Consider the following 16,540-nt stretch of genomic DNA (forward strand, 5'->3'; position numbering starts at 1 on the left):
TCAGGCGCCGCTGAGGTCGAGGAAGGCCTTGCTCGAGGGCCGTAGAAACGGCAGGTAGGCCGGCGGCGGCATCTTGCCGACCAAGCGCGGCACGATGCCCTTGGGCCCCAGTTCCCGCGCCAGCATGGCGATGAACAGGGTGATTTCCAGGGCGGCCACGTGCCGCCCGAGGCAGGCATGGGGACCACCGCCGAACTGGCAGGTCTCCACCTGGTTCAGCGCCCGGTCCAGGCCCAGCCAGCGCTGCGGCCGCCAAGTGTCGGGATCCGGGTAGCGCTCGGGGTTGCGCGACACATGCAGCAGGCTGACCCCGGCCATCACACCGGCGGGAATCCTGCGCCCCATCAGCTCGAACTCGGTGTGCACCTTGCGCATCTCGAAGGGGGCCGGCGGGTACAGGCGCATGGTTTCGCGGAAGATCCCTTCCGCCAGCGGCACCTGCCTGATCAGTTCTTCGTGGGTCACGGGCATCTCATCGAGCCCCGCCGCCTGCTCGCACAACGCCTGCCAGATGTCCGGATGCTGCGACAGCATCAGCGCGGACCAGGCCATCACCGCCGCGGTGGTTTCCGAGCCGGCGAACCCCAGGCCAAGGATGTTGTGCACCAGTTCCACTTCGGACATGCCGTTGCCGTGCTCGTCGCGGCCGAAGATCATCGCCCCCACCAGGCTGTCGTGGTCATTGTTGGCCCGGGTGGTCGCGACAATCTGCGCCACCCGCTGCTCCAGCCAGCCCCGCGCCTTGCGACAGCGCCACGCCGGAAAGCCGGGCAGATTGACCTTCAGCGGAATCATGCCGAGGAAGAATTCTTCGTACTGGTGGCGCCACAGCGCCAGCTCGTGGGTCTGGATGCCGAGGATGCGAAACACCACTTCCAGGGCGATGTCCTTGGTTTGCGGAAAGATCGCCAGCTGGTTTTCCCGGCTCCAGTGCTTGAGCCGCTGCTCGATGGTCTCGATGATGAACTGGCCCACCTGGGCCCGCGTCAGCCCCTTGGGGGTAAAGGCATCGGTGCTGGCCTTGCGCGCATTGCGGTGGCGCGGGCCATCGAAGGCGTTCATCGCCTCGCCGGTAATCACCGGCATCTGTTCGCGCAGGTAGGAATTGTCGGTGTACTTGTTCTGCAGGATCGCCAGGCCGGCCTCGTCCATGATCTGCAGCACCGGCAACTGGGTGCCGAAATAGGTCCAGAAGATCGGCCCGCACGCCGCTTCGGCCCGACGCAGTTCGCCGAGGGCGTCCCTACCGATCCGGTGCACGTGCCCGAGCAAGGGGATCTTGCCGGGCATGACCGCAAAGCCATCCTTGAGCTTGACCCCGGCCGCCAACGGCCGGGGCGCCTTGATCGCGGGCGCGGTGGCGTCGACATGCTCCGGCGCGGGCACCCTGGTGTCTTGAATCTGGCTCATAACATTCCCTGTTCGTTGGTTGAGCGGGTGAGCAACTGGGCAAATTGCCCGACGTCCAGCTCGCCGCCGCTGATGCGCCGGTACAGATCGCTGGAAAACAGCGCAGAAGAGCTTGAACCGGACTTCGGCGGTGTCAGTGGATGCTCGAATTCATAACCAGGCAGCGTCATGCGATTGCCGCCCTGCGGATACAGCGTCGAACTCTGCAGATCGGCACCGCGACACCAGGCCTGGCCTCTTTGTGCCAATGACCCCGAGGCGATTTGCGGCGCGATCTCTTCAATCCCGGTCGGCGCAGATAGCCAACAGCCATCGCCCGCCACACCGGTCAGCAACTGCGCCAGCCGTGCCCGTACTTGCTCCCTGTCCGTGGCCACCAGCGCGGCGCGGTGGGCCAGACGCTGTTCACGCAGGGCTAAACTGTAGGCCAGATCTGATAAATCGATAGGACAATTCCTATCGATAAAGGCTTGGAGTTTTTTCAGATAAGCCAACAGGCTGCCCCGGCTGGCCGCGGCGACGATCAGCAACTGCTCGCCGGCACTCCCGCGCAACCTAGGTCGAGTGTCCTGGTACTCCTCCAGCACCAGGCTGGCGTAGGTGCCGCCCGCGCCAAAGGAGTTGATCAGGCAACGGCGCGGCTGGCCGCTGTCGTCCGCGGCCCAGGGCGCGGCCTGTTGTTGCAGGTGGAAGGCACTGCCATCGAGGCGGATATGCGGGTTCAGCGGCTCGGCATTGATCGAGGGAGCCAGCTGCCGATGCTGCAGTTGCAACAGCACCTTGGTCAGCTGGGATATCCCCGACGCGGCCTCCAGGTGACCGATGTTGGATTTCACCGTGCCCAGCGCGCAACTGCCCGGAGGCAGCTCGGCAAAGACTTTTTTCAACGCCGCCACTTCTATCGGGTCGCCCAGCTCCGAGCCGTTGGCCGCCGCCTCCACGTAGTGGATCTGTGCCGGCAGCAGGCCCGCGCGCTGGATGGTCTCGGCGATCAGCCGGGCTTGCTGGCGGGTGTTGGGTGCCGAGTACTGCAGTTGCCCGCCGCCATGGTTGAGCCCGGTGCTCTTGATCACCCCGTGGATCCGGTCGCCGTCGGCCAGCGCCGCGGCCAGGGGCTTGAGCAGCACGGCACCGGCGCCCTCGCCCGGCAACATGCCGTCGCTCAGGCCGAAGCCGCGACTCAAGGGCGAACTGCCGAGAAACTGAGCCAGCTTGAGGGTCTGGTAGCGGGACGGGTCGAGGATCAGGTTGACCCCGCCGGCCATGGCCATGGTGCATTCGCCCTGCAACAGGCTCTGGCAGGCCAGGTGAATCGCCGACATCGAGCTGGCGCAGGCGGTGTTCACCGCCAGGCTCGGGCCCTTGAGATCGAAACAGTGGGAAATCCGGTTGGGCAGTTGCCAGTCGGTGACATTGGCCCGGATCGCCGCGTGTTCGCCAGCGCTGTCGCGCAACGATGAGGCGTTGTACATCGACCCGATGAAGACCCCGATGGCGCTCGTTGCGTCCTGCTGGAAACGGGCCAGGGCATCGCGGTTGTAGCCGGCGCTCTCGAACGTCAGCCACGCCACCTCGAGCATCTGCCGCAGCTCGGGCGAAAAGTGCCGGGCTTCGTCGTCGCTGATCCCGAACACCTGGTGATCAAAGGCCTCGACCTGTTCGAGGAAGCCGCCGTAATAGTCCGCATTTTCCTTCAAGGCACCTGACCAGCGCTGGCCGTCGGCCTGGGTGACGCAGTTGCGACCGCTGCGCAGGTTGTCCCAGAAGCGCTCCAGGTCCGCGGCCATCGGGTAACGGCCATTGACCCCGATGATCGCAATGTCTCGGTTCAGCGGCTGGGGCTGCGCCTCGACCCTGGCAGAGTGCGACGCTGTCGGCATGACCGGGTCCGGCCCCGCGGCGGCAGGCATGACCACGGGCGCCGGCGCCACCGGTGGCTGAGCCTGCACCGGGGCAAAATGGCCGACCAACGCCGCACGGTGTTCGGCCAGCAGGTAGCCGGTGAGCTGATTGACCGTGTTGTGTTCAAACAGAATGGTCCGCGACAGTTCGCCAATGCGTTGCTCCAGCGCCTGAATCAGGCTGATCTGCAAGATCGAATCGATGCCGTAGCGATCAAACGCGGTGTCGTGCTGCAACCGTTCGGGGGCCATGTTCAGCAGTTTCGACAGCACCTCGATGATCAACTGCCGGCATTGCCCGGCCAGCAGCTGATCGGCGCCCTCATCCGTGCCTTCGGCTTGCGCAACGGGGGCTGGGGCCTGGGGTTCAAGCGCCGTCGGCTCCTCGCTAGCCCTCCCGGGCAGGCAGACCACGCCGTCGCTGGCGGCGACGATGATCTGCTGCCCCAGCGAATGGCTGGCCGCCGCCGGGAAGGCAATGCCGTCGAAACCCTGGGCTTGCAGCAGCTGTCGCCAGCGCTCGGGGTACAGGCCGGGGCAGCCGGGAATGCGCAGGGCCGTGTCGTGGTGCAGCCACCAGCCTTCGAGCAGGCCGAAGGTCAAATGGGTGAACAGCGAGCGGTCGCTGATTTCATTGAGCAGTAACAGGCCGCCGTGGCGCAGCGCGGTCTTGGCGTTCTGCAGGGCGCGCCGCAGGTCGGGGGTGGCATGCAGCACATTGGTGGCGATCACCAGGTCATAGTGCTGCAGGGCAATGCCTTGCTCGGCGCAGGGTTTGCCGACATCGAAAATCGCCGTGCGCAGGTAAGGCGCCAGGGGCAGGAACTGCGTCTGGGCATGCTGCAGGAACGCCTGGGACAGGTCGGTGTAACAGTATTCGGCGATGTCCTGCTGCCACGGCCGCAGGCTCTCGATCAGCCCGGCAGTGGTGCCGCCGGTACCGGCGCCGATCTCCAGGATCCGCAGCGGCCTGCCGTTCTGCGCCTGGCGCCGGGCCACATCCACCACCACCTCGCCCAGCACCGCATTGAAGTAGTCGCTGACCCGGTTGTTCTTGTAGACGCCCTCCACCAGGGCCATCGAGCCGTTCGGGAACATCACCGCGGTGGCCGACTGCTCACCGCGCAGGATCGACGGCAGGGCCTGGACAAAGGTCTGCAGCAGTTGCACTTGCGCCTGCAGATCGGCGTCGCGGCGCCATTCTTCGCTGGCCTGCTGCCACTGTTGCGACAGCGCCGCCGGATCCGGCAGCGCCGACAGCACCCGGCCCTGTTCATCGATATCGGCGCTCTGCACCAGCAGCTCCAGGCTCGCGCGCAGCCAGCGGCGATAGAACGGCCGAGCCAGCAGATTGGCGGCCACCGCTGGGTCGGCGGCGATCCGCTGCTCCGTCAGCGGCCCGCCCGCCGCCAGTTCGCCGAGGCAGGCCAAGGTCTGCGCCAGCAACAGCCGGTTCATCTCGCCGGCCGCCGGGTGCTGCGCCGGCGCCGCACCAGCGCCCAGGGCCACCGGCGCCCAGCTGTCGCGGGCCAGTGACGGCTGCGCCGGGTAGCAATCGAGCTGCCACTGGCTGTGGATCCCGGCAATGGCCTGGGGCTCGCGCAACTTGATCAGCCCCAGCTGGGGCAAGGGGCTGGCCAGCAACCGGTCCAGCGCCGCCATGCCCTCCTCCGGTTCGATGGAACCCAGGCCCTGGGCCGCCATTCGCGCCCGGTAGCCAGGGTCGGCGACCACCCCCACCGAACCCCAGTAGCCCCAGTTGATGACCTTGACCGGGCAGCCGGTACGCTGATCGAGCGTGGCGGCCAGGGCGTCGGCAAAAGCGCAGCCGGCGGCGTAGTTGCCCTGGCCGGCAGCGCGGCTGAAGGCAATCATCGACGAGAAAAACAGCACGAAGTCCAGTGCCGGGTTGTCCGCCGCGGCACACACCTGCGCCAGGGCGATGCTGCTCAGGCGCTTGGCGTCGAAAACCGCGCTGAAGCGCGCCTCGTCCAGCTGCGCCAGCCGCCCATCGTCCAGCACCAGGGCCGAATGCACCCAGCCATTGATCGGCCCACAGGCCTCCTGCACCTGCTGCCGGGCCCGGGTCAGTTGCCCGATGTCCGTGGCGTCGGCCTGGATGTAGCGCGGCGGTGCGGCATGGTGCTGCCGGGCCAGCGAGGCCAGCTCCGCGAGGGCCTGATCGATCCGCTCGTCCGCGGCGCGGCGGCCGAGCCAGACCACCTGCGCACGCCAGTGGCGGATAAGGTGGCGTGTCCACACCTGGCCGATCCCTCCGGCGCCGCCGATCACCACGTACACCCCGCCTTCGCGGTAAGCCACCGCGCCAGGCGCTGCCGGTCCAGGCTCGGCCAGCGGCAACAGGCGTTGGCAGAACCACTCGCCGTCGCGCCAGGCCAGGCACTCGCCCGCCAGCTCCGGCTCGGGCAGGGCCTGGGGCAGCGCCGGTGCGCCCGGCGGCAGGTCCAGCAGTTCAACCCGCCACAGGGCCTGCTCTTTGGCCAGGGCACCGGCCAGCCCGTGGCAGGCGGCCTGCTCGGGGTCCAGGGGCTCATCGGCGCGCAGCGCGACGCTGGCGTTGAACAGCAGTTGCAGCTGCAAGGGCTGTTGGCCAAGCTCCCGTTGCAACAGCGCCTTGATCAAGCGCAACAGCGTCAGGCTGGCGTGTTCGGCCGGGGCCAGCCAGATCAGGCGCTGGAATGCGGCACAGGCGCCCAATTGGGCGGCGATGCCTGGCACGCTGCCAGCCAGCGGCTCCATGAACTCGATCTGCGGGTACAGCGCGGCCAGCCATTGGCGGTACTCGCCGGACGCGCCGATGGCCAGGGTCGGTACGTCTTCCAGCGTCCGCGGCGAACGCTCGGCAATCAGCCATTGCGCTGCCAGCAGGCTCAAGCCGGCGGGCAACCGCTGATCGTTGCCGGCCAGCAACGGCGCGGCGCGCCCCTCGCGCAGGGGCCGCGAGCTGAATCCATGCAGCGCCACGGCCACCTGGCCCTGGGCGTCGCACACCTGGATATCGATGCGCTGTACGGCGCTGCCCGGGTGACGGCTGTCGAGGCTGATCAGGGCCCACATCGACGGCTGGCAGCGCCCATGGATGTTCAGTTGCTCAAGGGCAAAGGGCAGCAGCGTCTCCCCCGTGGCCTCACGCTGCAGCAGCAGGCCGATGGAGGCCTGTACGGCGCAATCGAGCATGCCGGGATGCAACACCCAATCGCCCTCCAGCCGCTCTGGCGCCAGTTCCAACCGGGCCAGCACCCGGCCTTCGCCGAGCCACAGCTGGGACACACCGCGGTGGCCGGGACCGTAGTCGATGCCCAGCGCCTGGAACCGCGCGTACAGCTCGGCGGCGTCGACGCTGCGTTGCCAGGGCCCGGCGCACAGGGTGGCCAGGTCCAGCGCCGCCACAGCACTGGCCGCCCCCGCCTGGGCACTGCCCTTGCAGTGCTCAAGCTCCACGCCCTCGGCCCGGGAGTAGATCCTGAAGTCGAGCTGCGACGCCTGCAGCGTCAGGTCGATGTGCAGTTCGCCGTGGGGCGCTGTCGGTGTGTAAGGCGTCAACCAGACGATGTTGCGCAACTGCAGCAAGGCGCTGTCCGCCGCCTGCCCGGGCAGCGCCCGGGCGATCGCCGCCCGGGCCATTTCCAGGTACGCGACCCCGGGCAAGGTGCCCTGGCCCTTGACCCGATGGTCGGCAAACCAGCTCTCGTCGCCCTGCCAGCGACTGCTGAAACGCTGCTGATGCAAGTCCGAGGTGTTGCGTTCGAGCAGCGGGTGCAACCAGGCCGCCGCCGGGCCCTGGCTGGCTTGCGGCGCCGCGGCCAGGTCGGTGACCCAGTAACGCTCCTCGGCAAAGGGATAACCCGGCAGGCTGAGGCGGCGCATCGGACGCTCCACGGGGTAGAAGCGCCGCCATTCGATGTTCAACCCCCGGGCCCAGAGTTCGAGCAATTTGGGGTACTTGCGCTGCTCGATCCAGGCCGCCAGTACGGTGGCCATGTCCTCGTCCTGGCGAAACAGTGCCAGCGCCGGGTTGTCGCCCTCGCACGTACCGCGATAGAGCGCCTCGCCGCTGGTCGCGAACGCCTCGAGCTGGCGTTGCAGATCCCTCGGGGAGTCGCTCAGCAGCGCCAGTCGCTCCTGCATCGCCTCGCGGCCCACTTGCAGCGTGTAGGCCAGCTCATCGAGGTAGCGCTGGGCCTCCGGGCCGTGGGCGAGCGGCGCCGCAGCAAGGTGCCCGGCCAGGCGCCGGGCAGACTCTTGCAGTTGCTCCGGGGTCCTGGCCGACAGCAGGAACGCCCTGGCGCCCGGGGTCACGGGCGTCTGCGGCGCCTGGGGCGCGCGGTATTCCTCCAGCAGCACATGGGCATTGGCCCCGCCAAAGCCGAACGAGCTGACCCCGGCCCGGCGCGGCAACTCATTGCCCTGAGGGTCCTTGATGGCGGCCCATGGCCCCGTGTGCTGGACCACATAGAACGGGCTGTCGGCAAGTTCGATATAGGGATTGAGCTGCTCGCAATGCAGGCTCTTGAACAGGGTCTGGTGCTTGAGTTGCAGCAGCACCTTGACCACCCCGGCAATCCCCGCGGCCAGTTCCAGATGGCCCATGTTCGACTTCACCGAACCGACGCCGCAGTACCCCTGCCCCGGTGCCGCGCCGCCCAGCTCCTGGCTGAGTTCGGCGAAGGCCATTTTCAGGCCGTTGATTTCAATCGGGTCGCCCAACGCCGTACCGGTGCCATGGGCTTCGATGTAGCCAACGCTGCGCGGATCGACCCCTGCCTTGCGGTAGGCCGCCTTCAACAGCTCGGCCTGTGCCCGGGGGTTGGGCGCGGTCAGCGAGTTGGCCTTGCCGCCGTGGTTTTCCGCGGTGCTGCGCACCAGCGCGTAGATATGGTCGCCGTCGGCCTCGGCCTGGGCACGTTTCTTCAGCACGATCATGGCGACGCCTTCGCCCCGGGCGTAGCCGTTGGCCTGGGCCGAAAAGGTCTTGCTGCGCCCGTCCAGGGCCAGCATCCCGGCCTTGCTGAAGCTGATCTGCGCCTCGGGCGCGATCAGGGTGTTGACCCCGCCCACGACCGCCATGGCGCAATCACCGCTGCGCATCGCCTGAACCGCACGGTGGATCGCCACCAGTGACGACGAACAGGCGGTTTCCACCGGTTCGCTGGGGCCGTGGAAGTCCAGCAGGAAACTCATGCGATTGGGGCCGACCGAAGGCACCATCGCCGTGGCGCTGTAGCCTTCCACCGGTACTCCGGCCTTGGCGATCAGGCTGCTGTAGCCGGTCACTCCGGTGCCGACGAAAATCCCCGTGTCGCTGCCCGCCAGCTCAGAGGGGGCGTAGCCGGCGTCTTCGATGGCCAGCCAGACATAAGTCATCAGCAGGCGCTGCTGCGGGTCCATCAACTGCGCTTCCCGTGGCGAAATGGCGAAGAACAGCGGGTCGAAGTGATCGACGCCGTGGATGAACCCGCCCCACTTGACGTTGGTCTTGTCCACTTCGCGGTGCGGGTCGCCGTAGTACTCACGCCAGTCCCAGCGGTTGGCGGGAATCTCGCTGATGCAGTCGCGCCCGTCCTTTAGGTTGTGGAAAAACTGCTGGATGTCCTCGGCCATCGGAAAACGGCCACTGATGCCGATCACCGCGATCTCGTCATCCTCCAGGGTGGCGGGCGCTGTCGGCCGCGCCAGGGTGGCGTCGGGTTGCGGACGCGGGGCCGCCTGAGCCGATTGCGGCCGGGGCGGCGTGGTCGGCGTGGCGGTCGGCACAGCAAACCTGGCGGCCAGCGCCGCCGAGTGCTCGCGCTGCAGATAGGCCGCGAAACGCCCCAGCGTTGCGTGTTCAAAGAAGATCGTCGGCGCCAGGCTGAGCCGCCATTGCTGTTTCAGGGTGTTGGCCAGGGTGGTCAGGCTGATGGAGTCGAAACCGTACTGGCTGAACTCCACATCCGCACGGATATCGCCGGCAGGGATTTTCATCTGCGCCGACACCAGCTCGGTCAGTGCCCGCAACAGGGTGTCAGTCAAGGGCGCCGCCGGCGAGGCAGCGGCCACCGGCGCCAGCGAGGCCCGGGGAGCACCGGTCACCAGGGCGCTAATCGGCTCAGGCTGCCCGTGCATCACCAGCACCTGGGGCAATGCCAGCGCCACACATTGGCGCAAGGCATGAATCCCGGCGTTGCTGGGCATCGCCTGCAGGCCGGCGCTGTCAGCCATGTGCTGCGCGGTGGCGGCATCGACCTGCATGCCGCCGTCTTTCCACAGCGGCCAGTTGATCGCCAGGCTCAGGCCACGGCGCAGTCCCCGGGCGGTGAGCTGCTGGCGGTAAGCGGCGTAGCGGTCGATGAACCCGTTGGCGGCCGCGTAGTCCGCCTGGCCGACATTGCCGACCACGCCGGTGCCCGAGGAAAAGCCGATCCAGAAATCCAGTGCCAGGCCGGCGGTGGCGCGGTCGAGGTTGCAGGTCCCGGCCACCTTGGCGGCCATCACCTGCCGGAGTTCGTCGTCCTGCTTGTTGATCAGCAGGCTGTCGCGGATCACCCCGGCGCTGTGCAAGACGCCGTCAAGGCTCCGGTATTCGGCGACGATGGCGTCGATCAGGCGTTGGACCGCCGGTGCGTCGCTGACATCCAGTTGCCGGTACTCGATCCGGTTGCGCCCCGGATCCAGCCCGGCCAGGCTGTGCGCCGCCAGGGGCGAACGGCCGGTGAGGATCAAGGTGGCACCGCTGACACTGGCCGCGATGGCTTGGGCGAACAGCCGGCCGAGGCCGCCCAGGCCGCCGGTGATCAGGTACACCCCACGGTCCTTCCACGGCGCATCGATCGCCAGATCCACCGGCGGACAAGGCTGCCAGTGCTGCACCTGACGCCGGCCGTCCCGGTAGCGAATCCCCACCTCGGCGGCCGCGGCATTCTCCGTCAGGCGTTGCACCAGCGCCTGCTGGTCATCCAGTTCGAGCACCTGGCCCGTCACTTCCGGCAGCTCCAACTGCAGGCTGCGCAACATGGCCGCCAGGCCACCGACCAGCCGGTCACCGGCCGGGTCGTGCACCGCCAGCTGGAGCAAACGCCGGCCGCTGCCCGCCAGCAATGGACGGATGTGCTGCAACAGCAGCAGGGCCAGCTGTTGATAGTCCGCAGCGCAATCGGCCTCGACAGGCTCCAGCACCGTGCAACGGCACCTGGGGTCCTGGGCGGTCAGTTGCTGCTGCGCCTGGGCGGCGATCTGCGGGTCAAAGCCACTGAGCAGGATCAGGCGCTGGCCCACGTCCGCGGGCGCCCCCGCCGGTGCCGCCTGCTCCAGCCAGCGGGGCTGGAACAACAGGGTCTGCGGCGGCTCGGACGCGTTGTCGGCCGGGGCATCCACGGGGTTGAGCACCCGCGAGGTGAAGCCCTGCATCACCACGCAGGGGGTGCCGTGCTGATCCAGCAGCTCGATGTTCAAACGCTGCAAGCCGCTGTCGACCTGCTGGTCGGCGCGGCGCTCGGCATAGCTCACCCGCGCCCACATTCGTTCGCTGCAGCGCTCCAGGACCTGCAAGCCTTCCAGGGCAAACGGCAGGGTTGGCCGGGCCAGGGACGGCAAATGCTCGCGCTCGTCTTCGCTGAGCACCACCTCGGCGCCCAGGCTCAGGGCGATGGCGGCCTGCAGCGCCGAATCCATCAGCGCGGGGTGCAACACGTAGTCCGCCAGGCTGTCGCGCTGGCAGTCGGGCACTTGCAGTTGCGCCAGCACCTCGCCGTGGCCCAGGGCCACCGATTGCAGGCCCTGGTAGGCCGGACCGTGCTCAAAGGTCATCACCCGATAGGCGTCGTAGCACTGCCGGGCGCTGAGCTGGCCGCCGTTCATGCGTGCCTTGAGCGCCGCCAGATCGACCTGCGGCGGCTGCGGCGACGGGGCCAGACCGACCAGCCCCTGGCTGTGCAGCAAGGGCTCGCCGCTGGCCTGCCCGGAGAGCGGGTCCAACTCGCGGCTGGAGATTTCAAAACGCAGTTGCGCGTCCTCGTCCCGGATCAGCTCGATATCCACCTGCCGGGGCCGGGTGCCGATGATCAAGGGCCGCAGCCACACCACCTGGGTGAAGGACGCAGATTGCCCTCCCGTGGCCAACGCCACTGCCGCCCGGGCCATTTCCAGGTGGGCGACACCGGGGAAAATCCGTTGCCCGCCCACCACGTGCTGCTTGAGGAAAAACTCCTCGCCATCAAACACGCTGCTAAAGCGCTGGCAGCGGGAATCGGAAGTGTCGCGCCCGAGAAAGGGATGCAGGGGCCGGGGATCGGCCGTACTTGCGCTGCTGGCCGCGCCGCCTGCCGCGCCCCGTTGCGCCGGGGCGATCCAGAAGTTCTGCCGGGCAAACGGATAGACCGGCACATGCACTCGGCGGGCGTCGCCGGGGTGCTGACGATGCAACCCGGCCCAGTCGAGCGTGCCGCCCGCGGCCCAGGCCACAGCCAGCGATTGCAGGCTGTCCTGGTCGACGCTGGCCGGCAGCGCGATCTGCGCGCCGGGCCCCGCCTCCGCCTGCCCGACCCAGCAATGCCGGGAACTGCGGCCGTCCAGCCAATCATTCAGCAAGTGGCGCAGCTGGTCCTTGTCGGCACACAGGAATATCAGCCGCTGGGCCTGGGCCATTCGCCCGGTTTGCAGGGTGTAGGCCAGGTCCTTCAGGCGCAGCGCCGGATCCAGCAAGGCCTGGCGCACCCGCCGGGCATAGCGCTTGAGGCTCTCGGCGGTGCGGGCCGACAGGGGCACCAGGCAGGGTTGCGCGGCGTCGTCGAGCGCTGTCGCGACCGGGTCGGGGGCTTGGCGGATGACCATGTGCACATTGGTGCCGCTGTGGCCAAAGGAGTTCAGCGCGGCCATCTTCGGCGCGCTGGCGAGCCACGCCCGGGGCTCGCGATGGATATGGAACGCCGAGCCGGCCAGTTCGATCCGCGGGTTGAGCTGCTCGAAATTCAGCAGCCCCGGCAACTGCCCGTGCTTCATCGACAGCAGGATCTTGATCAGGCTGACCACCCCGGCCGCCGCCGACGCATGGCCGATGTGCGCCTTGGCGCTGCCCAGGGCGCAGAAGCCGGTGTCGCCGGTGAACTGGCGGAACGCCCGGACCAGGGCGTTGACTTCCACCGGATCGCCCAGTGGCGTGCCGGTGCCATGGGCCTCGACATAACTGATCTGCCGCGGGTCGATGGCGAAACGGCGGTACAGCTCGCTGATCAAGCGTTCCTGGGCCTGGCCGCTGGGGGCGGTGATGCCGTTGCTGGCACCGTCCTGGTTCATCCCCGAGGCGCAGATCACCCCGTGGATCGGATCGCCGTCGGCCAGGGCCCGGGACAGGCGCTTGAGGGTCAGCATGCCCACCGCTTCGGACAGCACAATGCCGTCACTGCGCTGATCGAAGGTATGGCAGCGGCCGCTGGGCGAGAGCATGTCCATTTGCGCCAGGCTGATCAGCCCGGGCTCGCCCAGGGTGGCGAACACCCCACCGGCCAGCGCCAGGTCGGCCTCCTGGTTGCGCAGGCTTTCACAGGCCAGGTGAATGGCCGTGGCCGAGGAGGAACAGCCGGTGTTGACCACCAGCGCCGGCCCCTTGAAGTCCAGGAAATAGGAGAGCCGCGAGGCAATGAGCGCGTCGGACGCGCCAATGAAAGTTTCGTGGAAATAACCGCTCGGCTCCGCCCCGACAAAGATTCCCACCGCCTGGTCGCGAAAGCTTTTCGGGTTGTAGCCGGCATCTTCCAGGGCTTTCCAGCTTTCCTGCAGGATCAGCCGCTGGTGGGGGTTCATCGACTCCGCATCCCGGGGCGAAATATTGAAGAACAGCGGATCGAAATCGTCGCGCTGCTCCAGGATGCCGCCCCACTTGCAGTAGGTCTTGCCGGGCTGGCGCTCGGCCGAATAGCTGCGTTGCAGGTCCAGATAGCGCTCGCCCAGCTCGCCCACGCCGTCGGCTCCGGTGCTCAGGTTGTGCCAGAAGCGCTCGACATTCTCGGCACCGGGAAATTGCCCCGACATGCCGATCACGGCAATGTCCTCGTGGGCCGGCGCGGTGGCGCTGGCCTGGGTCCGCGCCTTGAGCTGCTGCAGCAGCTGCCGAGCCTCGTCGGCGCTGATCTGGCCCTGTTGCAGCCGGGCAATGATGGATTGAAATGCTTGGCTGCTCATGAGTGTCCTTTCCTGGCTGTGGCCTGTGCGCTGCCGTGGCTGGCCGCGGTGCTGTGGTTGACGAGGGTCAGCAATTCTTCGATTGCCAGTTCGCCGCTGAGAAACGCGGCCTCCAGTTGCTGCCCGGATGGCACGGGCATGGCGGCCACCGGGGGCGCTGCACCTGCGCCCAGGCGTGCGCACTGCGCCGGGTACTGCTCCAGCAGATAGCCCACCAGGCTCTCCAGCGATGGATAGTCGAACAGCAAGGCGGTGTTCAGCGACGTCTCCAGCGCCTCGCCAATGTGGCTGACAAAGCTCACCCCGAGGATGGAATCGATGCCGTAGTCGGCAAAGGGCTGATCGGCCTGGATCCGTCCGGGCTCCAGCTGCAGTGTCTTGGCCAGGCCATCGAGCACCAGGGCGTTGAGCACCTCGCGCCCCTCGCCGCCAGCAACAACGGGCACCGGGCACGGGGCCTGGGGCATGGCCTGCGGCGCTTCGGCCGCAGCCGGCAGCATCAGGCCTGCGGAGCCATCGCGCTGGGCCACGACAATCTGCTGGCCCAGGCCGTGGGCGCATTGCGCCGGAAAGGTCACGCCGTGGAAGCCGCTCTCGCCCAGCACCCGGGCCCAGCTCTGCGGATACAGGGCCGGGGTGCCGGGGATGCGCAGCTCGGGGTCTTCATACAGCCACCAGCCCTTGAGCAGGCCGAATGTCAGGTGGGCGAACAGCGACCTGTCGCTGATTTCATTGAGCAGCAGCACCCCGCCGCTGCGCAGCAATGCCGCGGCATGGGCCAGGGTGCGCCGAATGCTGCTGGTGGCGTGCAGCACGTTGGCGGCAATCACGATGTCGTAGCTGCCCGGCTCCAGCCCCTGGGCCTGGGGCGACTGTTCGACGTTCCACAGCTGATAGCGCAGGAACGGATGGGCCGGGCCATAGGTTTTCCTGGCGTACATCAGGAACGCCTGGGAGATGTCGGTGTAGCAGTATTCGGCGATCCGCTCACGCCAGGGGTGCAGGGCCGGCAGCACGATGGAACTGGTGCCACCGGTGCCGGCGCCGATTTCCAGGATGCGGATCGGCCGCTGCGGCTCGCGGCCGGACAAGGCCGCCAGGTGTTGCTGCACCACACCGGCCAGCACTTGGTTGAAGTAGTCGGACAAGGCGTTGTGGCGATAGACGCCCTCGACCTTGTCCATCGAACCGTTGGGGAACATCACATCGGTGGCCTGGGTCCGCCCGCCGAGTATCGCCGGCAGCTGTTGCAGGCAGGCGTCGACCAGTTCCACCTGGGCCCGGCGTTGCGGCTCGGCGAGCAACCGATCCCTGAGCTCGCACCAGCATTGCTCCAGTGGCTCCAGGTCCGGCGTCTCGCTCACCGCCACCTGGGTGCCCTGGCGTTGCACCAGCCCCTGCTCGTGCAGGAGGTCCAGGCTGGTGGTCCACCAGCGACCATAGGCCTCGCCGATACCGGCCTGACGGCGCAGCGCCTGGCTGTCGGCAAACTGCCCGGGCTGGCTGAACAGGCCCATGCGCTGCAGTTGCACCAGGGTCATGGCCGCCAGGGCGCGGTCGAACGGCAACGGGTCGTGGGCCGCCAGCAGGGGCGCTGCCGCCTCGCGGTAGGCGGCACAACCGTCGTCGTCAGTGGCGGGCTCGCCGCTGCGGCCAAGGACCACGGGGCGGGGTTGCAGTTGCATCAGTTGCTGGACGGGCGCCGAGGCGGCCATGCACAGCACCTGATCGAGCTGGCCGTGGCGCAGGGCCTCGACAAAGCGCGCAAAGCACTCGAAGCCTTCGCGGTCCTCCAGCGCCCCGGCGTGGCGGCTCATGGGCTGCGCAGTCGGGTCCAGCGCCTGTTGCTCGGTCAGCGACGACAGCCAGAACCCCCAGTTGATCGCCCCTACCGGGAATGCCGCCTGCTGTCGCAGGCTGCGCACCAGGGTGTCGCCGAAGGTGATCCCGGCAGCATAGGCCCCCAGCCGTGCCGCGCCGGAGAAGGCAAAGCTCTGCCCGGACGAGAAGTAGCAGAGGAAATCCAGCGGCTCCCGGGCCAGGGCCCGGTAGAACTCGATGCCGCCGCGGCTTTTTACCTGCAGGATGGCGTCGAACTGCGCTTCGGGAATGCGGCTGATGGGGTCTTCATGGTTGAACACCACGGCGGAATAGATCGCCCCGCTGATCGCCCCGTGCTGCTGCTTGATCTCGGCCACCGCCCGTTGCAGCGACGCCGGATCGTTGGCGTCGGCCTGCAGGTAGTGCAACTGCCCCGCCCCGCCCTGGCCCTGCGGCAGGCAGCGGGCAAGCCGCTGCTGCACCTTGGGATCGGCGGCATCACTGCGCCCGAGCCAGATGACCCGGGCCTGATAGTCGGCCAGCAAATAGCGGCTGATGATGCTGCCCACCGTGCCGCCGCCCCCGAGAATCACATAGACACCGCCCTGCTTGAGCGCCGCAGTGACAAAGCGGCCGTCGGCCAGCGGCGGCTGGGGCTGCCAGTTCAACGGGAAAATGCGCTGGCGATAGCGCACGCCGTCACGCAGGCCCAGCACCTCGCCCCGGGCCAGCCCGCCCTCCTCCTGCAACTGTTGCAGCAGGCGCGGGCGACGGCGGTTGTCGGCCAGTTCAGCGCTGGCGACGTCCAGGTTGCGCACCCGGAAGCGGTGTTCGCCCTGGGCAAGCGCATAGGCCATGCCCGTCAGGCCGCCGCCCATGGCATTCACCGTTTCACCGCTGATGTCGAAGTTGTCCTGGCTGACGATGTAACTGTCGATGGCCTGGCATGTGCTGTGCGCCTTGAGCCACTTGATCAGGCGCAGCAGCAGGCGTTCATGGGTGATCGGGCTGTCGAGCTGGGCCTGCCAGTGATCGGCTGCGGCGTGATCGCCGAAGAAATACAGGCAGTCGATGGCCGTGCAGGCGCCCAGGCATTGCTCCAGCGCCTGTTCGTCAGAGGCGTCCAGTGACCAGTGATCCGGCGCCAGACGGAGCGTTTGCGTACCCGGTTCCAGGCGGATCACCCGGCCTGCGCCGGTGACAAAACCGGCGCTGAGCAGGTAGTGCGCGGT

3 protein-coding genes (1 of these 3 running past the window's edge) are annotated in these 16,540 nt (G+C 67.9%); all 3 read right to left on the reverse strand.

Annotated elements, in window-relative coordinates:
• Tightly spaced (each overlapping or abutting the next), the 3 genes in view from L1O02_RS15850 to L1O02_RS15860 form a layout consistent with a single transcriptional unit that may run on beyond the window.
• The gene (locus tag L1O02_RS15850) at positions 1–1,410 is read right to left on the reverse strand and encodes a cytochrome P450 (RefSeq protein ID WP_235758247.1); all 1,410 of its coding nucleotides are present in this window, start codon (positions 1,408–1,410) and stop codon (positions 1–3) included.
• On the reverse strand, positions 1,407–13,487 hold the full coding sequence (locus tag L1O02_RS15855; RefSeq protein WP_235758249.1) for an SDR family NAD(P)-dependent oxidoreductase: 12,081 nt from the start codon (positions 13,485–13,487) through the stop codon (positions 1,407–1,409). The genes L1O02_RS15850 and L1O02_RS15855 overlap by 4 nt, the downstream gene beginning before the upstream one ends.
• Positions 13,484–16,540, reverse strand: the end of a protein-coding gene (locus L1O02_RS15860) for an SDR family NAD(P)-dependent oxidoreductase (RefSeq protein ID WP_235758251.1). The gene runs 11,820 nt beyond the window's last position; only the last 3,057 of its 14,877 coding nucleotides appear in the window; its start codon lies off the right edge, out of view — the gene reads right to left on this strand; the stop codon is at positions 13,484–13,486. Before L1O02_RS15860 ends, L1O02_RS15855 begins: the two co-directional genes overlap by 4 nt.

It is taken from the genome of Pseudomonas sp. BC42 (genome assembly GCF_021560055.1).
In the GTDB taxonomy this organism is placed as follows: domain Bacteria; phylum Pseudomonadota; class Gammaproteobacteria; order Pseudomonadales; family Pseudomonadaceae; genus Aquipseudomonas.